This is a genomic window from Macrococcus equi, assembly GCF_047426745.1.
Taxonomy (GTDB): Bacteria; Bacillota; Bacilli; order Staphylococcales; family Staphylococcaceae; genus Macrococcoides; species Macrococcoides equi.
Genome location: NZ_CP179732.1, coordinates 1,242,019 through 1,262,717 on the forward strand (window position 1 = coordinate 1,242,019; position 20,699 = coordinate 1,262,717).

17 protein-coding genes, 3 tRNA genes and 3 rRNA genes are annotated in these 20,699 nt (G+C 39.7%); all 23 read left to right on the top strand.

Annotated features, from left to right (window positions below; translation table 11 throughout):
- The first annotated feature begins 1 nt into the window (after position 1).
- Positions 2-1,336, top strand: a complete 1,335-nt coding sequence (locus tag ACMGE6_RS06420; protein ID WP_414053190.1) for a UDP-N-acetylmuramoyl-tripeptide--D-alanyl-D-alanine ligase — start codon at positions 2-4, stop codon at positions 1,334-1,336.
- Positions 1,337-1,602: 266 nt separating this feature from the next.
- Positions 1,603-3,123, top strand: coding sequence for a DEAD/DEAH box helicase (locus ACMGE6_RS06425; RefSeq protein WP_414053191.1), 1,521 nt, complete (start codon positions 1,603-1,605; stop codon positions 3,121-3,123).
- A 750-nt stretch (positions 3,124-3,873) separates the two neighbouring features.
- Positions 3,874-4,353, top strand: a complete 480-nt coding sequence (locus ACMGE6_RS06430; RefSeq protein WP_414053192.1) for a PH domain-containing protein — start codon at positions 3,874-3,876, stop codon at positions 4,351-4,353.
- A complete protein-coding gene (locus tag ACMGE6_RS06435) occupies positions 4,340-5,845 on the top strand; it encodes a PH domain-containing protein (RefSeq protein ID WP_414045702.1) in 1,506 nt (501 codons plus the stop codon). Before ACMGE6_RS06430 ends, ACMGE6_RS06435 begins: the two co-directional genes overlap by 14 nt.
- A complete protein-coding gene (locus ACMGE6_RS06440) occupies positions 5,829-6,305 on the top strand; it encodes a PH domain-containing protein (RefSeq protein WP_414053193.1) in 477 nt (158 codons plus the stop codon). Before ACMGE6_RS06435 ends, ACMGE6_RS06440 begins: the two co-directional genes overlap by 17 nt.
- Positions 6,302-6,640, top strand: coding sequence for a holo-ACP synthase (gene acpS / locus ACMGE6_RS06445; protein WP_414053194.1), 339 nt, complete (start codon positions 6,302-6,304; stop codon positions 6,638-6,640). Before ACMGE6_RS06440 ends, acpS begins: the two co-directional genes overlap by 4 nt.
- Before the next feature lie 56 nt (positions 6,641-6,696).
- Positions 6,697-7,842, top strand: coding sequence for an alanine racemase (gene alr / locus ACMGE6_RS06450; RefSeq protein WP_414053195.1), 1,146 nt, complete (start codon positions 6,697-6,699; stop codon positions 7,840-7,842).
- Between the two features lie 62 nt (positions 7,843-7,904).
- The gene (locus tag ACMGE6_RS06455) at positions 7,905-8,051 is read left to right on the top strand and encodes a hypothetical protein (protein ID WP_414045706.1); all 147 of its coding nucleotides are present in this window, start codon (positions 7,905-7,907) and stop codon (positions 8,049-8,051) included.
- Positions 8,052-8,414, top strand: a complete 363-nt coding sequence (locus ACMGE6_RS06460) for a type II toxin-antitoxin system PemK/MazF family toxin (protein ID WP_414053196.1) — start codon at positions 8,052-8,054, stop codon at positions 8,412-8,414.
- A gap of 59 nt (positions 8,415-8,473) precedes the next feature.
- Positions 8,474-9,472, top strand: coding sequence for a SpoIIE family protein phosphatase (locus ACMGE6_RS06465; protein WP_414054841.1), 999 nt, complete (start codon positions 8,474-8,476; stop codon positions 9,470-9,472).
- Positions 9,473-9,560: 88 nt separating this feature from the next.
- The gene (locus ACMGE6_RS06470) at positions 9,561-9,887 is read left to right on the top strand and encodes an anti-sigma factor antagonist (RefSeq protein ID WP_414045708.1); all 327 of its coding nucleotides are present in this window, start codon (positions 9,561-9,563) and stop codon (positions 9,885-9,887) included.
- Position 9,888: 1 nt separating this feature from the next.
- Positions 9,889-10,335: an anti-sigma B factor RsbW gene (rsbW, locus tag ACMGE6_RS06475; RefSeq protein WP_414045709.1), complete on the top strand. Its 447-nt coding sequence runs from the start codon at positions 9,889-9,891 to the stop codon at positions 10,333-10,335.
- 4 nt (positions 10,336-10,339) lie between these two features.
- Positions 10,340-11,107: an RNA polymerase sigma factor SigB gene (sigB, locus tag ACMGE6_RS06480; protein ID WP_414053197.1), complete on the top strand. Its 768-nt coding sequence runs from the start codon at positions 10,340-10,342 to the stop codon at positions 11,105-11,107.
- A gap of 80 nt (positions 11,108-11,187) precedes the next feature.
- Complete coding sequence (locus ACMGE6_RS06485; RefSeq protein WP_414045711.1) at positions 11,188-13,338, top strand: Tex family protein; 2,151 nt, start codon at positions 11,188-11,190, stop codon at positions 13,336-13,338.
- Entirely contained in the window at positions 13,328-13,777 is a 450-nt protein-coding gene (locus tag ACMGE6_RS06490) for a SprT family protein (RefSeq protein ID WP_414053198.1), read from the top strand. The genes ACMGE6_RS06485 and ACMGE6_RS06490 overlap by 11 nt, the downstream gene beginning before the upstream one ends.
- Positions 13,778-13,939: 162 nt before the next feature.
- Positions 13,940-14,011: transfer RNA gene (locus ACMGE6_RS06495), tRNA-Glu, on the top strand.
- A 137-nt stretch (positions 14,012-14,148) separates the two neighbouring features.
- A tRNA-Leu gene (locus ACMGE6_RS06500) sits at positions 14,149-14,231 on the top strand.
- Between the two features lie 26 nt (positions 14,232-14,257).
- Positions 14,258-14,331, top strand: a tRNA-Gly gene (locus ACMGE6_RS06505).
- Positions 14,332-14,461: 130 nt separating this feature from the next.
- Positions 14,462-16,013, top strand: a 16S ribosomal RNA gene (locus tag ACMGE6_RS06510).
- 236 nt (positions 16,014-16,249) lie between these two features.
- Positions 16,250-19,174 (top strand): 23S ribosomal RNA (locus ACMGE6_RS06515).
- A gap of 94 nt (positions 19,175-19,268) precedes the next feature.
- Positions 19,269-19,383: ribosomal RNA gene (gene rrf, locus ACMGE6_RS06520) — 5S ribosomal RNA — on the top strand.
- The 16S, 23S and 5S rRNA genes sit together here with 3 tRNA genes alongside, the layout of an rRNA operon.
- A gap of 202 nt (positions 19,384-19,585) precedes the next feature.
- Complete coding sequence (gene tsaE, locus ACMGE6_RS06525; RefSeq protein WP_414053199.1) at positions 19,586-20,056, top strand: tRNA (adenosine(37)-N6)-threonylcarbamoyltransferase complex ATPase subunit type 1 TsaE; 471 nt, start codon at positions 19,586-19,588, stop codon at positions 20,054-20,056.
- Positions 20,028-20,696, top strand: coding sequence for a tRNA (adenosine(37)-N6)-threonylcarbamoyltransferase complex dimerization subunit type 1 TsaB (gene tsaB / locus ACMGE6_RS06530; protein ID WP_414053200.1), 669 nt, complete (start codon positions 20,028-20,030; stop codon positions 20,694-20,696). Before tsaE ends, tsaB begins: the two co-directional genes overlap by 29 nt.
- Positions 20,697-20,699: the final 3 nt, after the last annotated feature.

The window sequence follows — 20,699 nt, forward strand, 5'->3', positions numbered from 1 at the left end:
AATGATAAAAAGAAGTTTACAGTGGATAGCAGAGAAAACAAATGGTGAATTAACGACTGAAAACAATGTAAATATTGAAGGTGTTTCTATAGACTCTCGCCGCATCAGTGAAGGGGTATTATTTATTCCATTTAAGGGTGAGAATGTTGACGGACATCAATATGTAGCACAAGCACTTGAGAGTGGTGCAAGTGCTGCATTATGGCAGCGTGATGTGAAAGCACCCGAGGGATTACCTTTAGTTATAGTGGATGATACACTTGCAGCACTGCAGGCGATAGGTAAAGCATATCTAGAAGAAGTGAATCCGAAAGTGATTGCTATTACAGGAAGTAATGGTAAAACTTCAACAAAAGATATGGTGGAGGCAGTGCTTGCACCTGAATTTAAAGTTAAGAAGACGCAAGGGAACTATAATAATGAAATCGGTCTGCCACTTACATTATGTCAGCTTGATGAAGATACTGAGATTTCGATCTTAGAAATGGGTATGTCAGGATTTCATGAAATCGAGTTCTTATCGAATCTTGTTACACCAGATATTGCGGCAATCACGAATATCGGCGAAAGTCATATGCGTGACTTAGGCTCACGTGCCGGGATTGCACAAGCCAAGTTTGAAATTACAACAGGTCTAAACGGGCCATTGTTTTATGATGGCGATGAGCCATTACTAAATGACCTTGTAGCAAATAGCTCAGGTGAATTTAATAGTATTGGATTTAATGAACATAATGATTTCTATATTCATGATTTACAAGCTTTTGAACAGAGTATTACATTTAAAGTAGGAGACGATACGTTCAGTGTACCGACACTTGGTGCCCATAATGCGCGTAATGCTACCATCGCTATTGCGATTGGACGCTTGTTGGGATTAACAGATAACGTTATCAATGCAAACTTAAATAAGCTGCATTTAACCAATATGCGTATGGAACAGATGATTGGCATAAATAAAGCACGACTCATCAATGATGCGTATAATGCAAGCCCTACAAGTATGCGTGCTGCCATCGATACGTTATCAATCATGGATATTCCTAAGAAAATAATTGTCTTTAGTGATGTCCTTGAATTAGGTCCGGATTCTAAAAGATATCATGAAACTGTAGGAGAGTATTTTGAAGGTAAGACTATCGATTACTTGTTTACGGTGGGAGAAGAAGCGGCCTCTATTCATGCAAAGGCTAAAAACTTTACACAGGCTCTTCATTTTGAAACAAAAGATGAACTGGAGAAAGCACTAACGCCGTATTTAGATGCAGATACTGTCGTATTGTTCAAAGCAAGTCGAGGTATGGCGCTTGAAACGATTATCAATCACTTAATTTAGTGAGCGATCTTATAAAATTGACTGGAAACAAAAGAAATAAAAAATTTTAAATCAGAGTTAAAATGAATGGCTGTATAGCTTACAGTCATTTTTTTTATGCTTTTAAACATGTATTTACAATTCTATTGATTGTAAAAATATACGATAGGTGCTAAGATAGAGAAGTTGAATAAGCACGAGGGTGGAAAATTACTCTGTGCTCGAGCACAAGTTGAATGCGCACACTATAGAGGCGTAATTTATGAAAGATAAAAGGAGAAATAATATTGCAAAAATTTAGAGACCTAGGTATCAGCGAACCTACCATAAATGCGCTGGAGAAAATGGGATTTACAGAACCTACACCGATTCAAACGGATAGTATCCCTCATACGATGGCAGGCCGTGACGTTTTAGGCCAAGCGCAAACTGGTACTGGTAAAACTGGTGCTTTTGGAATTCCTTTAATTGAAAAAGTTAGAGGCCAAGAGGGGATCAAAAGTTTAATTCTTGCTCCTACACGTGAATTAGCTGTCCAGGTTGCTGAACAATTAAAAGCATTTAGCCGTGGACAAGGAATTCAGGTAGCGACAGTATTCGGTGGTATGCCGATTGATCGTCAAATTAGAGAATTAAAGAAGAAACCCCAAATTGTAGTTGGGACACCTGGTCGTGTTATCGATCACTTAAACCGTCGTACGTTAAAGACTGAAGACATTAATACGTTAATCTTAGATGAAGCGGACGAAATGATGAACATGGGATTCATCGATGATATGCGTTTTATCATGGATAAATTACCGAAAGAACAACGTCAAACGATGTTATTCTCTGCGACAATGCCGAAAGCAATCCAGGAACTCGTTCAAAAGTTCATGAAAGATCCTATCATTGTTAAAACAATGACAAACGTTGATTCAAATCCTGATATCGACGAGCATTACACAATCGTTAAAGAATTAGAGAAGTTTGATACTTTCACTAATTTCTTAGATGTTCACCAACCAGAATTAGCTATCGTATTCGGACGTACGAAACGTCGTGTCGATGAGTTAACAAGTGCGTTAATCTCTAAAGGCTACCGTGCAGAAGGTTTACACGGTGACATTACACAGGCGAAACGTTTAGAAGTTCTTAAGAAATTCAAGAACGACCAAATTGACATCCTTGTTGCAACAGACGTTGCTGCACGTGGATTAGATATTTCTGGCGTATCTCACGTTTATAACTTCGATATTCCTCAAGATGTTGAAAGTTATACTCACCGTATCGGTCGTACAGGCCGTGCCGGTAAACATGGTATGGCGATTTCATTCGTTAACCCAGTTGAGATGGATTATATCCGTCAAATTGAAAAGTCTAAAAATCGTACAATGACAGCTTTACGCCCACCAACACCTGGTGAAGTAATGAAAGCTCGTGAATTAGACGTGAAGACTAAAGTTAACGGTTGGATCGAAAAAGAAACTGAAGCACGTATTGAATCAATCGCTCAAGAATTAATTAACGAACATGGTGATGTGAAATTAGTAGCGTCATTATTACAAGAGTTAATTAAATCAAACAACGATGTAGACGTTCAATTAACATTTGAAAAACCACTTGGTCGTAAAGGTAGTGGTGGTAAATCTTATGGACGCGGACGTGGTGGAAATGGTGGAGGCCGCCCAGGTGGATCTCGTAGCCGTTCTAAAGATGGCGGTAAAGATGGTCGTCGTAAGTCATTTGACCGTGGTGGTAAATCTGGCGCTTCTAAAGGCGGTAAAAAGCCATTCAAAGCTAGAACATTTGCAGACCATAAAAAATAATACTTTAAATAGCACCCTAAGCTTGTCGAATAATTCGATGAGGTTAGGGTGTTTTTTATGAATTGAAGTGTATGGGGTTGGAGAAGTGTGTGGCCGTGGGGAAATGGCCAAGTGGGAAATTAATGGTCGTTTCCGGTGAAAGACAAGCTTGAGCGCGTGAGTAAACGGCCAAGTAGAAAATTAATGGTCGTTTCTGTGGAAGAATAATCATAACGCCTTGAGAAAACGTCCAAGAAAAATGATTGTGGTCGTTTCCGGTGAAAGACAAGCTTGAGCGCGTGGGGAAATGTCCAAGTGAGAAATTTATGGTCGTTTCCACAGAAGAATAAGTAGAAACGCTTGAGTAAACGGCCAAGAAAATGGATTATGGTCGTTTCCGGTGAAAGACAAGCTTGAGCGCGTGGGGAAACGGCCAAGTAGAAAATTTATGGTCGTTTCTGTGGAAGAATAATCAGAACGCCTTGAGAAAACGTCCAAGAAAAATGATTATGGTCGTTTCCGGTGATAGACAAGCTTGAGCGCGTGAGTAAACGTCCAAGTAGAAAATTAATGGTCGTTTCCACAGAAGCATAATCAGAACGCCTTGAGAAAACGTCCAAGAAAAATGTTCATGGTCATTTCCGACGCATAACTTTTCCGGCTGTACAATGAATATCGTCAAAGCTCTCACTACAACTATCGTATGATTAAACGCTTTTTATGATATTCCAAAAATATTTGTTATAATTTACATAAATGGAGGCGATTATTTTGTATTTCGATACTTTAAAAGATGCTCAGCCGGCAAATACCCCGAATTATAGACGGTTGAAATGGAGCATCTACACTTGTCTTACTATCATACTATGTACGCTTTTATATTTAGGCATGGATCGATGGTTTGAATGGCAATATGCATATCTTGTTTTCCTGCTGATGCTCATTCCGATTTATACACTGATTTTAGGGATATACTTAAGTTTTAGAATGACGCGTTATGAACTGAAAGCTTCTACCCTTGAAATAAGTAGCGGTGCATACTTTATGGGGAGAAAGATTATCCCGGTTGACTTAATGCAATCTGTAAAAATCGAACAAGGTTTTATTATGAAGCGCTTTAATCTGGCTCTCATTACAGTATATACACGTGGTGATATGGTTGTTTTACCCTACATGCAAACCCAGGAAGCAGAAATTGTTGCAGAGCGTATACTGACAAGGATTAAGGAGATTCATTATGAACACAACTAAAAAATCATTACATTATTCTACCTATCTATCAAATTTACTTAAATCATTAAAAAGTAATATTTTTCCGATTGGCTTAGGTATTTTTTTCATTATTAAGGATGGATTCTCTAAACAAGCATTGCTCGATAATGGCTTTGCTTTACTTATTTTGCTCTTCACATTGTTATCTGCCGTGTTCAGTATGATAGAAGCAAAGATTACAAAATACTGGATTGAAGATGATAAGTTGATGATGCAAACTGGTGTGATTAGTCGTACTGTAAAAGAAATTTATATTGGTAAAATTCAGACGATGGATACCTCAGCCGGTCTTGCCAATCAATTGCTTGGTGGGGTCATTATGCATGTAAAAACAGCAGGTGATGGTATTGAACTAAATAGTATCAGTAAACATGACGCGGAAGATTTAAGTAAATTTCTTAATCAACGTAAAGCGATATTACAGCATGAATTTGTACCTGTGACTGCAGAGCGTGAAGCAGAAGAACAAATTATTATTGAAGAAAAACAATTCGATACAATCTATCATTTATCCTTTAAAGATTTAATATTTATGAGTTCAACTAGTGCTTCGATGTTTACGGTAATGGCAATTGTCTTTGGGGCTTATAGTCAGGTGAATGAAATATTTAATCTGGATAAGTACTTTAATGATTTGGAATCAATGATTGCAGAGAGTTATTTATTCATCGCAATCGCACTGGGCATCTCATTGTTATTAAGTTACTTTATCGGTATTTTTATTACTGCATTAAAGTATTATCATTATACTGTTAACTTTGACGGTGAGTTACTGAACATTAGATATGGTCTGTTTGAACGAAAGAATAAATATATTGTCGTAAAAAACATTCAAAAAGTAACTGAGCGTCAAAGTTATATTCGTAAACTTTTTAATAAAACCTCATTTTTAGTAACAACAACAAGTGAAATGAAAGGATCAGAAGACAGCATCTTTGGTGTTGAAGAAATCCTCCCGTTTATTTCTCGAGAAGAAGCTTATGATTTAATCCGTAAGCTTGTGCCCGAATATGATTTTTCGGATGTTGCCCATGTCATACCTAAAAGAAGTATCCGCCGTTATTTCCAAGTATCATGGATTTTTTTCATTATCGCAGGTGGCATCGTGCAGTATTATTGGTTTGATAAGGCATGGATCGGTGTAATTATTTTGATGATACTTACACTGATAACTGCATGGATTAAATATAAAAATTCAGGCTTTATCTTAATGGATAATCAAATAAATATTCGTAATGGTGGTGCACTGGTGATGGAGACATCATTTATTAAAGAAGAAAATATTATCAGTCTGAATGTATCTAGTACACCTTTTATGAATCGTGCAGATTTACGTAGTGTTCAGATTGATATATCTTCCGGAAGTGATAGTGTGACTTGTGCGCTGGATTATATTGAAAAAGAAGATGCAGCAAATATTTATGACTGGTTCTTAGTAAAGGAGCGCAGGCAATATGAAAAAGATGCATAGAGATAGTTTAAAGTTAATGAAGATTGGAGCATGTCTTACAGCGAGTGTTATACTGATCGTACTCGCAGCACTTTGGTTTGTGCAGTATAAGGAGTGGATTCCGGTGCATCCTTATGTATTTATCGGTATCGCGATAATTGGTATTATCTTTTTTATATTAGATTTCTTTATTTTTCCGAAGCTGACCTATGACACTTCTCTCTTTCAGCTGGGTGATGAAGAAATTATAACGGTAAACGGTATTTGGAATAAGGAGAAACGCATCGTACCTTATGTAACGATACAAAATGTTGAATTAGAACAAGGGCCTATCATGAAACGTTTTAATATAAAATCGTTAAAAGTTATTACAGCGGAAAGTGACCTGGAAATTGAATATATTCATGAGACTGAAGCGGAACATTTGAAGCAGTGTATTCATACAAAAATGCTCGAAGCAGAACGTAAGGAGATATTATGATTAAAGGTATAGGAACAGATATCATTGAAATTGAACGCATAAAAAAAGCGATTCAAAACCCAAAACTGATAACACGTATATTACATCCACAAGAAATTGAGTTATTTGAATCTTTTTCGAGTGAAAAACGTCGTATTGAGTTTTTGGCAGGGCGTTTTTGTGTCAAGGAAGCCTATAGCAAAGCATTAGGTACTGGTATCGGCGAACTTGGATTCAATGATATATGTTGCTTAAATGACCCAAATGGCAAGCCTTATCTTAAAGGACTAAATGCACATGTCAGTATCGCACATTCTGACACTGTGGCAATAGCCTATGTAGTGATTGAGGAATAATGGACTAAAATATAAAATGTGATAAAATTTATTTATTATAATGAGAGGTGAATGAAATGAGTGACAGGATATATCGCCCCAGCTATGTGAATGTTGATTTGGATGCGATCAGTGATAATTATAAGGCGGTAGGTAGGCTTCATCCTAATAAGACCGTCATTGCTGTAGTGAAAGCAAATGGCTATGGTTTAGGTGCTACACAGATTGCAAAGCATCTTCACCAGCAAGGTGCTGAATTTTTTGCGGTTGCAACGCTTGATGAAGCAATAGAATTACGTATGCATGGCATAAAAGCAAAAATTTTAATTCTAGGCATTATAGAGCCTAAAGATGTCCGTAAAGCAAGTCAGCATCGTCTGGCATTAACTGTACCTGGATTATCATGGTTACGTGAAGCACTGGATTATTTAGAAGAAGATGATAAGCCGTTATGGATGCATTTGAAAGTAGATTCCGGCATGGGACGTATTGGTATGCGTGATGCCGAGGAATATCAACAGGTTGTTGATTTAGTGGAGCAAAGTAGTCAAACTATCTTTGAAGGTGTGTATACTCATTTTAGTTGTGCAGATGAAGATAATGATAGTGCACAAATTGCCTATCAATTATTTTTAGATATCATTCATACAAAAGATCTACCTCCATTCGTACATTGCCAGAACAGTGCAGCGATTCTTAGATTTGATGCTTCAGATTGTACAGCGGTGAGACTAGGAATCAGTTTATATGGATACTATCCATCACAATTTATCCGAGATATTGCAACGGTAAAATTAAAGCCGGCAATGCAACTTGTTTCAACGGTTAACTTCGTAAAAGAGGTTCAAGCTGGCGATACAATTAGTTATGGTGCAACTTATCACGCATTAACTGATGAGTCGATAGCGACGTTTCCGCTTGGATATGCAGACGGATTAAATAGAAAGTTACAAGGTTATCACATTAATCTTGCTGGACAATCTGCTGAGATTGTTGGCCGCATCTGTATGGATCAGTTTTTAGCGCGAGTGCCTAAGGGTACTGCGATCGGCACAAAAGCGATTATCATCGATCACCATCATGATAGCGATCAGTCCATTGAAAAAGTGGCTGAATTACTTGGTACAATTAGTTATGAAGTTTTGACAAGTCTAGGTAGAAGATTACCTAAATGTTATATCTCAAGTGGCGATACTAAAAAATATAATGAATTATTAAAATAAAATTGGTGTCGTTTTATAATTTTTGATAAAATTATAGTAATCGTGTAACTGGAGGAATCAATATGACTAAATTACTTGAACAACAGTTAATTGAAGGCTACCAATCAATGGCTGAGATTAATTTATTAATTGCTTCAGAGCATTATGCATTAGAATGTGAAGTTTGTGATGCTGAGCATCATCTACGCACACAAACTGAAGGTGAATAAATGAAACGCGGCGATGTTTATTTAGCTGATTTGTCACCTGTTAAAGGTTCAGAGCAAGGCGGTAAACGACCGGTTGTGATTATTCAAAATGATATAGGCAACAAATATAGTCCGACAGTTATTGTAGCAGCAATCACTGCTAAAATTAATAAATCAAAAATCCCAACACATGTAGAGATTGGTAAAACTAATCATCATCTAGATAAAGATTCTGTGATTTTATTAGAGCAAATAAGGACAATCGATAAAAACCGACTCATTGAAAAATTAACTTACCTTCCTAAAGAAAAAATGGAGGAAGTTAATTCGGCACTTGCAGTCAGTCTAAATTTATCTATTGATGACTCGGAGACTTTAGGTTAACACTCGTTATCTTAAAGTCTCTTTTAGAGTTTTATAGGGAGGAAAGTTTTATGCGTCAAATAGATAAGATTGTGGAAAGGTATTCGCAAATTCTTAAACAATATGTAGAAGAGAAAAATGAAGCTGCATTAGAAGATATTCAGGTTTTAAGTTTTGAGGCCATCGAACTGGATATTTCTCCTGAAGAACTAGTGATTCTTCATAAAGATATTGTGATTGAAGCAGGATATAATGCAGTTGAGCAACATTATGCATTAGATGTCTTAACAGAGATGATTATAGGATTCGGATTTACGTATCGTGATTATAAAGCACTTGTAAAAGTCATGGAAGCTCATGATAAAGAGATGGATGTCGCGGCGAGCTTGCAGACAACGATGCTCAAAACTCAAATCCCACATTTAAATAATGTTCAGATAGGTGCAATCAGCGTCCCGGCTCATCGTGTGAACGGCGACTATTTTAACCTGATTGATCATAAGGACGGAACAATGAGTTTTGCGGTTGCTGATGTCATTGGTAAAGGCATTCCCGCAGCACTTGCCATGAGTATGATTAAGTTTGGAATGGACTCCTATGGACATAGTCAATTACCGAGTGATGGTTTAAAACGTTTGAATCGTGTTGTGGAGAAGAATGTCAATCAGAACATGTTCGTTACGATGTTCTATGGTCTGTACGAAGAAATTAATAATAAGTTTTACTATGCATCTGCCGGTCATGAACCAGGATACGTTTATCGTAAGAACACAGATACATTTGAAGAACTGAATGCGCGAGGATTGGTGCTTGGCGTCCATCCTTCAGCACGCTATGACCAGATGGAGATTGAACTTGAAATTGGTGATATGATCATCGTGTATACAGATGGTGTGTCAGAACTCAGACATTTAAATGGAGAATTTATCGACACGCAGGAGTTACTAGGCTATATTCATCAATATAAGGATTTACATCCTCAGGATATTGTACAGGTAGTGTATGAACAATTGATTACAATTGGTGATCCGAAAAAAAGAGATGATTTAACGATATTGATAATAAAAAGAACCAAATAATGAGTTTACATTGAAAAATATAGGGTACTCTGGACAGTAAAAGATTATTTGCAATATAAATATTTTGATGATGCTAAGGAGAAAATAAATGAACTTAAACATTGAGACAATCGAAAAAGAAAATTACTATGACATAAAAGTTGCAGGAGAGTTAGACGTTGCAACAGTGCCTGAGTTACAGGAAGTATTAGTGCCAATCCGTCAACAAGGGACACACGATATTCATTTACATATTGATGACGTTACATATATGGATAGTACAGGTCTTGGTCTATTTGTAGGAACATTAAAAGAATTAAACAAAAACAATAAAGAATTATATGTTTTAGGTGTAAATAGTCGTATTGAAAGATTATTTGATATTACTGGATTAAAAGATTTAATGCATGTTAACCAGCCGGTGGAGGGAGAATAATATGGAAAAAACTTATGATTACGTTGAAATGAGATTTCCAGCAGCTGCTGAGTATGTTGGTTTAGTGCGTTTAACTTTATCTGGTATTCTTAATCGTGCCGGCGCTTCTTATGATGATATTGAAGATACTAAGATTGCAGTTAGTGAAGCGGTGACTAATGCGGTTAAACACGCATATAAAGATGATGTTAAAGGTGACGTGCTGGTAGGATACGTTATCTTTGAAGATAAAGTAGAAGTCATTGTATCTGATTCAGGTACGAGCTTTGATTATGAACGTACGAAATCTGAATTAGGTCCATATCAGGAGAATGAAAACATTGATTTCATTCGTGAGGGTGGCTTAGGTTTATTCTTAATCGAATCTTTAATGGATGAAGTTAACGTGAAAAAAGATAGCGGCGTCACAATCAGTATGACAAAGTATATTGCGGGGGAGCAGGTGTAGCTTCATGGCAAGTTCAAATTATAATGATGTTACTCCAGAGGAGATCAATGCCTGGATTAAGCTCTATCAAGACACAAAAGATGAGTTTGCACAAAATGAACTTGTGATGCATTATCAGAAGTTAGTTGAATCTTTAGCGTATCGTTATTCTAAAGGTCAGAGTCATCACGAAGACCTTGTGCAAGTTGGAATGGTTGGTTTATTAGGTGCGATCAATCGTTTTGATGTGAGTTTTGACAGAAAGTTTGAAGCATTTTTAGTTCCTACGGTTATCGGAGAAATCAAGCGTTATTTAAGAGATAAAACTTGGAGCGTTCATGTTCCAAGACGTATAAAAGAAATCGGTCCTAAGATTAAAAAAGCAACAGATGAATTAACTAACGAATTAGGTCGTTCTCCTAAGATTATCGAAATTGCAAATCACATAGAAGCATCGGAAGAAGAAGTGCTGGAAGCTATGGAGATGGGGCAAAGTTATAATGCTCTAAGTGTAGACCATTCAATCGAAGCAGACAAAGATGGTTCAACTGTAACATTGTTAGATGTAATGGGTGATACGGAAGAAGGTTATGAGCTTACTGAAAAGCGCATGATATTAGAGAAAGTGTTACCAATTTTATCTGACCGTGAGAAAGAAATCATTCAATGTACATTTATTGAAGGGTTAAGTCAGAAAGAAACGGGCGAGAAGATTGGCTTGAGTCAAATGCACGTCTCAAGACTTCAACGTACGGCAATTAAAAAATTGCGAGATGCTGTTCAAAAAAGTTAAAAGTAAACTGCTGAAGACAAGTGAATGTTTTCAGCAGTTTTTTTGTTATGGTAAAATAAGCGTATCTTAAGGAGGCAACTATGCAAAAACATATTATTGATCTTATTATTGAGAAACTACCATTTAAGAAAGAACAAATTGAAGCAGTATTAAATTTACTGGAAGAAAAAAATACGGTTCCGTTTATCGCACGTTATAGAAAAGAAGTAACAGGCGGGCTGGATGAAGTTGAAATTAAAGATATTGAAACTGAATATCGCTATATGGAAACTCTTCAAAAACGTAAAGATGATGTTATCAGAGCGATTGAAGGACAAGGATTGCTAACTGATGAATTACGTAAAGAAATTATGGAACAAGTTAAATTGCAGCGTGTTGAGGATTTATATCGACCATTTAAACAAAAGAAGAAAACACGTGCGACTGAAGCGAAACGTAAAGGCCTTGAGCCATTAGCACAAATGATTCTATCTTTTGAAGGGGTAGATATCATTAAAGAAGCTGCTAACTTTTTGAATGATGAAGTGGAAAATGTTGAAGCAGCGATTGGTGGTGCAGTTGATATTATCGCTGAAATAATTTCAGATGAGCCGAAGTATCGTGAATATATTCTAAAGTTTGTTGAGTCGAATGGAAACATTGTGACCACTAAGAAGAAAAAAGCAGAAGATGAAAAAGGCGTCTTTGAAATGTACTATGATTATTCTGAGAAAGTAAGTAAGATTGTACCACACCGTACACTTGCAATGAATCGCGGTGAAAAAGAAGGTGTACTTAAAGTAAGCGTTGAAGTGGATGATACGCGAATTAAATCATATATTCGTAAACAAATGATTAAAAAAGAAGTATCTTCAAATCAATATATTGATTTAGCGATTGAAGAAGCACTGAAACGATTAATCTTACCTTCAATTGAGCGCGAAGTAAGAAATGAATTAACAGAGAAAGCAGAATCACAAGCAATTGATATCTTTTCTGTTAATCTGGAAAACTTGTTATTACAAGCACCACTTAAAGGGAAAATGATTCTTGGTCTGGATCCAGCATATCGCACAGGGTGTAAACTTGCAGTCATTAATAAATTCGGTACATTTGTTGAGAAAGCAGTAATTTATCCGCATCCACCGGTAAGTAAGAGTGAAGAAGCTAAGAAGAAATTATTAGATTTGATCAGAAAGAATAATGTAGAACTGATTGCAATCGGAAATGGTACGGCGAGTCGTGAATCAGAGCAGTTTGTAGCACAGCTCATCAAAGAGCATCAGTTAGATGTGAAATATATTATTGTAAATGAAGCGGGTGCATCAGTATATTCAGCAAGTGACTTAGCACGTAAAGAGTTTCCTGACTTCCAGGTTGAGGAAAGAAGTGCTGTATCGATTGGACGTCGTGTGCAGGATCCATTATCAGAACTTGTAAAAATTGATCCAAAATCAATTGGCGTTGGTCAGTATCAACATGACGTTAACCAAAAAGCCCTGAATGAGGCACTTACTTTTGTGGTGGAGACGGCAGTTAATAAGATAGGTGTCAATGTAAATACAGCTTCGGCACCGTTACTACAATATGTATCAGGTCTTTCAGCGACAGTTGCGGAAAACATCATCAAACATCGCGAAGAGAATGGACCGATTAAACACCATAAGGAAATAGCTAAGATTCCAAGACTCGGTAAGAAAACGTTTGAACAGAGTATAGGATTTATGAGAATTCCGGAAAGTACAGAACCACTTGATAATACGGGTATCCATCCTGAAAGTTATGAAGCAACATATACACTAATAGATTCACTAGGATTTACAATCAATGATTTAGGGACAGATGCTTTAAAAGCAAAATTAAACGCTTTAAATTTAGATGAAGTATCAAAAGAATTATCTATCGGTATACCGACATTAGAAGATATCATTGCAGCGCTGATTGCTCCGGGACGTGATCCCCGTGAGGACTTTGAGACACCTTTATTAAAATCTGACGTTCTTTCTATTGAAGATTTACGTAAAGGTATGAAGTTATCAGGTACTGTTAGAAATGTAGTCGACTTTGGTGCATTCGTTGATATTGGAGTGAAGCAGGATGGCTTAGTGCATATCTCGAAACTGTCAAATAAATATGTAAAACACCCAACTGACGTTGTTTCAGTCGGTGATATTGTGGAAGTCTGGATAGAAGACATCTTTGAAGATAAAGGGAAAGTAGCACTTACGATGAAGGATCCTAATGGAAAATAGTGCATTACAACAGCTAGTTGAAGAGATTTCCCTAAAATATTTTGGAAAGCCTTTTGCACATGAAGCGCGATTTAATGAACGGTTACGTACAACCGGCGGAAGATATTTGTTAAAGAGTCATGACATCGAAATTAATCCGAAACAATACCGTACATTTGGTAAAGAGGCCATCATAAATATTATTAAGCATGAACTTGTGCATTATCATCTTCATATAGAAGGAAAAGGGTACATGCATCGAGATAAAGACTTTAAAAACTTATCACTAAAAGTCGGCGCTCCACGTTTTTGTGAAATGTTACCTACCGTTCATGGTTATAAGTATACGTATACTTGTGCAGGATGTAATCAAACCTTTCTGAGGAAACGCCGTGTTGATATAAAGAAATATAGATGTTCAAAATGCCAAGGTGAAATTAAGCTTACGAAAGAATGGTAGTGCAAGCGCAGCGATAGCTGCGCTTATTTTGTATCTATTTGTGTAATTTTCATAGCTTAAATAAGCGTTTTTAAAGAATATTTACTTTTTGTAAAAGTTTTTCGTAAAAAGTGTTGACTTTATGTTCAAATCATTATAAGATTAATTTCGTTGTTGAAACACGGCCCCTTGGTCAAGCGGTTAAGACACCGCCCTTTCACGGCGGTAACACGGGTTCGAATCCCGTAGGGGTCACTTTTAATGATTTTACAAACTTAATAAAAGATTAAAGAAATTTAAAAAACTTTTAAATAAGTGTTGACTTCTTAATCTGATTGTTATATACTTAATCTTGTCGTTAAAAGAGATGATGAGTGAGCAAATGCCAACGCGCGATCGTGGCGGAACGGCAGACGCGCTAGGTTGAGGGCCTAGTTGGAGCAATCCAGTGGAGGTTCAAATCCTCTCGGTCGCACTTAATACTTTTAACAAATTTTATATGCGGGTGTAGTTTAGTGGTAAAACCTCAGCCTTCCAAGCTGATGTTGTCGGTTCGATTCCGATCACCCGCTCCATTAATTATTTTAAATGAACATTGAAAACTGAATGACAATATGTCAACGTTAATTCCAATAATTTGAGTGAACTTAGTTCACTCCCAAGAGTGATTGCCATAAGCAATCAAAGAGCATTATCAAACAAACTATTATGGAGAGTTTGATCCTGGCTCAGGATGAACGCTGGCGGCGTGCCTAATACATGCAAGTCGAGCGAACAGATGGAGTGCTTGCACTCCTGACGTTAGCGGCGGACGGGTGAGTAACACGTGGGTAACCTACCTATAAGACTGGGATAACTTCGGGAAACCGGAGCTAATACCGGATAATATTTAGCTTCGCATGAAGCAATAGTGAAAGACGGTTTTGCTGTCACTTATAGATGGACCTGCGGTGTATTAGCTAGTTGGTGAGGTAACGGCTCACCAAGGCAACGATACATAGCCGACCTGAGAGGGTGATCGGCCACACTGGGACTGAGACACGGCCCAGACTCCTACGGGAGGCAGCAGTAGGGAATCTTCCGCAATGGACGAAAGTCTGACGGAGCAACGCCGCGTGAGTGAAGAAGGTTTTCGGATCGTAAAACTCTGTTGTAAGGGAAGAACAAGTACGTTAGTAACTGAACGTACCTTGACGGTACCTTACCAGAAAGCCACGGCTAACTACGTGCCAGCAGCCGCGGTAATACGTAGGTGGCAAGCGTTATCCGGAATTATTGGGCGTAAAGCGCGCGTAGGCGGTCTCTTAAGTCTGATGTGAAAGCCCCCGGCTCAACCGGGGAGGGTCATTGGAAACTGGGAGACTTGAGTACAGAAGAGGAGAGTGGAATTCCATGTGTAGCGGTGAAATGCGCAGAGATATGGAGGAACACCAGTGGCGAAGGCGGCTCTCTGGTCTGTAACTGACGCTGAGGTGCGAAAGCGTGGGGATCAAACAGGATTAGATACCCTGGTAGTCCACGCCGTAAACGATGAGTGCTAAGTGTTGGGGGGTTTCCGCCCCTCAGTGCTGCAGCTAACGCATTAAGCACTCCGCCTGGGGAGTACGGTCGCAAGACTGAAACTCAAAGGAATTGACGGGGACCCGCACAAGCGGTGGAGCATGTGGTTTAATTCGAAGCAACGCGAAGAACCTTACCAAATCTTGACATCCTTTGACAACTCTAGAGATAGAGCTTTCCCCTTCGGGGGACAAAGTGACAGGTGGTGCATGGTTGTCGTCAGCTCGTGTCGTGAGATGTTGGGTTAAGTCCCGCAACGAGCGCAACCCTTATCTTTAGTTGCCATCATTAAGTTGGGCACTCTAGAGAGACTGCCGGTGACAAACCGGAGGAAGGTGGGGATGACGTCAAATCATCATGCCCCTTATGATTTGGGCTACACACGTGCTACAATGGTTGGTACAAAGGGCAGCAAAACCGCGAGGTCAAGCAAATCCCATAAAACCAATCTCAGTTCGGATTGTAGTCTGCAACTCGACTACATGAAGCTGGAATCGCTAGTAATCGTAGATCAGCATGCTACGGTGAATACGTTCCCGGGTCTTGTACACACCGCCCGTCACACCACGAGAGTTTGTAACACCCGAAGCCGGTGGAGTAACCTTTTAGGAGCTAGCCGTCGAAGGTGGGACAGATGATTGGGGTGAAGTCGTAACAAGGTAGCCGTATCGGAAGGTGCGGCTGGATCACCTCCTTTCTAAGGATATTACGGAAAAGGAATTCTTGAAATTCCTTCGGAATAGCGTTTGACATATTGTATTCAGTTTTGAATGTTTATAGGACCGATGGTCCATACATTCAATTGTACTTTGAAAACTAGATAAAGTAAGAAGAAATAAAAGATTTTACCAAGCAAAACCGAGTGAGTTCATTTTTGAATTCTTAAAAAAATCGCGCGTCTACATTTATGTAGACATCACAATATTAATAACAGATTAAGTTATTAAGGGCGCACGGTGGATGCCTTGGCACTAGAAGCCGACGAAGGACGTTACTAACGACGATATGCTTTGGGGAGCTGTAAGTAAGCTTTGATCCAGAGATTTCCGAATGGGGAAACCCAGCATGAGTTATGTCATGTTATCCATATATGAATACATAGTATATGAGAAGGCACACCCGGAGAACTGAAACATCTAAGTACCCGGAGGAAGAGAAAGAAAACTCGATTCCCTTAGTAGCGGCGAGCGAAACGGGAAGAGCCCAAACCAGAGTGCTTGCATTCTGGGGTTGTAGGACACTCAATACGGAGTTACAAAGGAACAGTTTAGACGAATGACTTTGGAAAAGTCAGCCATAGAAGGTAAAGGCCCTGTAGTCGAAAAGTTGTTCTCTCCTGAGTGGATCCTGAGTACGGCGGAACACGTGGAATTCCGTCGGAATCCGGGAGGACCATCTCCCAAGGCTAAATACTCTCTAGTGACCGATAGTGAACCAGTACCGTGAGGGAAAGGTGAAAAGCACCCCGGAAGGGGAGTGAAATAGAACCTGAAACCGTGTGCTTACAAGTAGTCAGAGCCCGTTAATGGGTGATGGCGTGCCTTTTGTAGAATGAACCGGCGAGTTACGATTTGATGCAAGGTTAAGCAGTATATGTGGAGCCGTAGCGAAAGCGAGTCTGAATAGGGCGAATGAGTATCAGGTCGTAGACCCGAAACCAGGTGATCTACCCATGTCCAGGTTGAAGTTCAGGTAACACTGAATGGAGGACCGAACCGACTTACGTTGAAAAGTGAGCGGATGAGGTGTGGGTAGCGGAGAAATTCCAATCGAACCTGGAGATAGCTGGTTCTCTCCGAAATAGCTTTAGGGCTAGCCTCGTGTGATGATTATTGGAGGTAGAGCACTGTTTGGACTAGGGGCCCCCCTCGGGTTACCGAATTCAGACAAACTCCGAATGCCAAATAATTTAACACGGGAGTCAGACTGCGGGTGATAAGGTCCGTAGTCGAGAGGGAAACAGCCCAGACCACCAGCTAAGGTCCCAAAATATATGTTAAGTGGAAAAGGATGTGGCGTTGCCCAGACAACTAGGATGTTGGCTTAGAAGCAGCCATCATTTAAAGAGTGCGTAATAGCTCACTAGTCGAGTGACGCTGCGCCGAAAATGTACCGGGGCTAAACATATTACCGAAGCTGTGGATTGTCCGTAGGACAATGGTAGGAGAGCGTTCTAAGCAGCGTCGAAGCATGATCGCAAGGACATGTGGAGCGCTTAGAAGTGAGAATGCCGGTGTGAGTAGCGAAAGACGGGTGAGAATCCCGTCCACCGATTGACTAAGGTTTCCAGAGGAAGGCTCGTCCGCTCTGGGTTAGTCGGGACCTAAGCCGAGGCCGAATGGCGTAGGCGATGGACAACAGGTAGATATTCCTGTACCACCTAAGATTGTTTGAACGATGGGGGGACGCAGTAGGATAGGCGAAGCGTACTGTTGGTTATGTACGTCCAAGCACTGAGACTGAGTATTAGGCAAATCCGGTACTCTTAAGGTCAAGGTGTGATGGGGAGCGAAATTATAGTAGCGAAGTCGTTGATTTCACACTGCCAAGAAAAGCCTCTAGTTAGAAATTAGGTGCCCGTACCGCAAACCGACACAGGTAGTCAAGATGAGAATTCTAAGGTGAGCGAGCGAACTCTCGTTAAGGAACTCGGCAAAATGACCCCGTAACTTCGGGAGAAGGGGTGCTTTTTAGGGTGCAAGCCTTGAAGAGCCGCAGTGAATAGGCCCAAGCGACTGTTTATCAAAAACACAGGTCTCTGCAAAACCGTAAGGTGACGTATAGGGGCTGACGCCTGCCCGGTGCTGGAAGGTTAAAAGGAGTGGTTAGCATTAGCGAAGCTACGAATTGAAGCCCCAGTAAACGGCGGCCGTAACTATAACGGTCCTAAGGTAGCGAAATTCCTTGTCGGGTAAGTTCCGACCCGCACGAAAGGCGTAACGATTTGGGCACTGTCTCAACGAGAGACTCGGTGAAATCATAGTACCTGTGAAGATGCAGGTTACCCGCGACAGGACGGAAAGACCCCGTGGAGCTTTACTGCAGCCTGATATTGAAATTCGGCACAGCTTGTACAGGATAGGTAGGAGCCTTTGAAACGTGAGCGTCAGCTTACGTGGAGGCGTTGGTGGGATACTACCCTGGCTGTGTTGACTTTCTAACCCGCGCCACTTATCGTGGCGGGAGACAGTGTCAGGCGGGCAGTTTGACTGGGGCGGTCGCCTCCTAAAGAGTAACGGAGGCGCTCAAAGGTTCCCTCAGAATGGTTGGAAATCATTCGCAGAGTGTAAAGGCACAAGGGAGCTTGACTGCGAGACCTACAAGTCGAGCAGGGTCGAAAGACGGACTTAGTGATCCGGTGGTTCCGCATGGAAGGGCCATCGCTCAACGGATAAAAGCTACCCCGGGGATAACAGGCTTATCTCCCCCAAGAGTTCACATCGACGGGGAGGTTTGGCACCTCGATGTCGGCTCATCGCATCCTGGGGCTGTAGTCGGTCCCAAGGGTTGGGCTGTTCGCCCATTAAAGCGGTACGCGAGCTGGGTTCAGAACGTCGTGAGACAGTTCGGTCCCTATCCGTCGTGGGCGTAGGAAATTTGAGAGGAGCTGTCCTTAGTACGAGAGGACCGGGATGGACATACCTCTGGTGTACCAGTTGTCGCGCCAGCGGCATAGCTGGGTAGCTATGTATGGACGGGATAAGTGCTGAAAGCATCTAAGCATGAAGCCCCCCTCAAGATGAGATTTCCCAACTTCGGTTATAAGATCCCTCAAAGATGATGAGGTTAATAGGTTCGAGGTGGAAGTACAGTAATGTATGGAGCTGACGAATACTAATCGATCGAAGACTTAATCAATTTTATAAGATTTTTTGCACGGTGATGTTTGGTACATCATATTTCTTCTTAAGTTTATCTAGTTTTGAAGGTACAATACCTTTAGTATACTTTGTCTGGTGACGATGGCAGAGAGGTCACACCTGTTCCCATACCGAACACAGAAGTTAAGCTCTCTAGCGCCGATGGTAGTTGGTCTTACGATCCGCGAGAGTAGGACGTTGCCGGGCAATTCATAAGAGATCCTTCGGGGTCTCTTTTTTTTATATAAATGTTAGATTATCTTTGTTACTGGATTGAGTGGTCGAAAAATACTATAATTCGACCACTCAGCATTATTTAATAATATGATGGAAAACATATCTTATAAATTATATAAAGATTAACTTTTCATGATACAATAATACATATTTTAAAAATAGGTGAATACATATGAAACTTCAAATTAATTCAATAGAAGATACGCAAAGTATAGCTGAAATCATTGCACGTTGCTCTAAGCCTCAAACGGTCATCTTATTAATAGGGGACTTAGGTGTAGGTAAGACAACCTTTAGTCAGTTCTTTGGTAAGGGATTGGGTGTTACAAGTGTAATTAGTTCTCCAACATTTAATATTATTAAATCATATGAAGGCCGTATGCCATTTCATCATATGGATTGTTATCGCTTAGAAGGTGCGGAGGATGATTTAGGTTTTGATGATTATTTTTACAGTGATGGAGTCACTTTAGTAGAATGGCCGCAGATGATCACTGACTTTCTGCCTGATGATTATTTACAAATTAAGATTGAACGTGTTGATGAATCAAAACGAATTTTTAATATCACGTCTATTGGTCCACGTTCTACAACTATGAAGGAGTTAATTGCAAATGAGATTGCTACATATCGACACGAGTAATCAGCCTTTATCAGTCAGTATTACTGATAATAATGAAGTGTTAGCTGAGTTTAATAGTGGAATGAGGATTAATCATTCTATTACACTGATGTCTCAAGTTGAATCGTTATTAAAATATACAAACTTAGAGATGAAAGATATAGAAGGTATCGTGGTGGCAAAAGGGCCTGGTTCATATACAGGACTGCGTATTGGTGTAACAGCTGCAAAAACTTTAGCTTATACGCTTGGTATACCATTATATGCGGTTTCTAGTTTAGCGGCGCTTGCGGCAACTGTAAGAATGCATGAATTTTTACTTGTCCCGGTTATTGACGCCCGTCGTAGTCATGTATATGCGGGTATATATCGTTACAAAGGTGTTAGATTGGAATGTCTTGAAGAAGATTGCTACATTTCGATTGAAGATCTTAATAAGAAGTTAAAAGAGCAGCATCTTCCATATTTATTTATCGGTATGGATGCTGAAAAACTTGTAGATCAGTTAAAAGGACCGACTTATTACTGTATTCCTCGCAGTGCTGAATTTAGACGTATAATCAGTGATGCTGATATTGTAGATACGCATACTTTTGAACCTACGTATTTAAGAATTTCGGAGGCTGAGCGTAATTGGCTGAACAATCAGGACTCACAATAAGAA

Coding starts and splice junctions, on each gene's coding strand:
- ACMGE6_RS06420 (WP_414053190.1), top strand. CDS start 2: ATGATAAAAAGAAGTTTACAGTGGATAGCAGAGAAAACAAATGGTGAA.
- ACMGE6_RS06435 (WP_414045702.1), top strand. CDS start 4,340: ATGAACACAACTAAAAAATCATTACATTATTCTACCTATCTATCAAAT.
- ACMGE6_RS06440 (WP_414053193.1), top strand. CDS start 5,829: ATGAAAAAGATGCATAGAGATAGTTTAAAGTTAATGAAGATTGGAGCA.
- acpS (WP_414053194.1), top strand. CDS start 6,302: ATGATTAAAGGTATAGGAACAGATATCATTGAAATTGAACGCATAAAA.
- alr (WP_414053195.1), top strand. CDS start 6,697: ATGAGTGACAGGATATATCGCCCCAGCTATGTGAATGTTGATTTGGAT.
- ACMGE6_RS06455 (WP_414045706.1), top strand. CDS start 7,905: ATGACTAAATTACTTGAACAACAGTTAATTGAAGGCTACCAATCAATG.
- ACMGE6_RS06460 (WP_414053196.1), top strand. CDS start 8,052: ATGAAACGCGGCGATGTTTATTTAGCTGATTTGTCACCTGTTAAAGGT.
- ACMGE6_RS06470 (WP_414045708.1), top strand. CDS start 9,561: ATGAACTTAAACATTGAGACAATCGAAAAAGAAAATTACTATGACATA.
- rsbW (WP_414045709.1), top strand. CDS start 9,889: ATGGAAAAAACTTATGATTACGTTGAAATGAGATTTCCAGCAGCTGCT.
- sigB (WP_414053197.1), top strand. CDS start 10,340: ATGGCAAGTTCAAATTATAATGATGTTACTCCAGAGGAGATCAATGCC.
- ACMGE6_RS06485 (WP_414045711.1), top strand. CDS start 11,188: ATGCAAAAACATATTATTGATCTTATTATTGAGAAACTACCATTTAAG.
- ACMGE6_RS06490 (WP_414053198.1), top strand. CDS start 13,328: ATGGAAAATAGTGCATTACAACAGCTAGTTGAAGAGATTTCCCTAAAA.
- tsaE (WP_414053199.1), top strand. CDS start 19,586: ATGAAACTTCAAATTAATTCAATAGAAGATACGCAAAGTATAGCTGAA.
- tsaB (WP_414053200.1), top strand. CDS start 20,028: ATGAGATTGCTACATATCGACACGAGTAATCAGCCTTTATCAGTCAGT.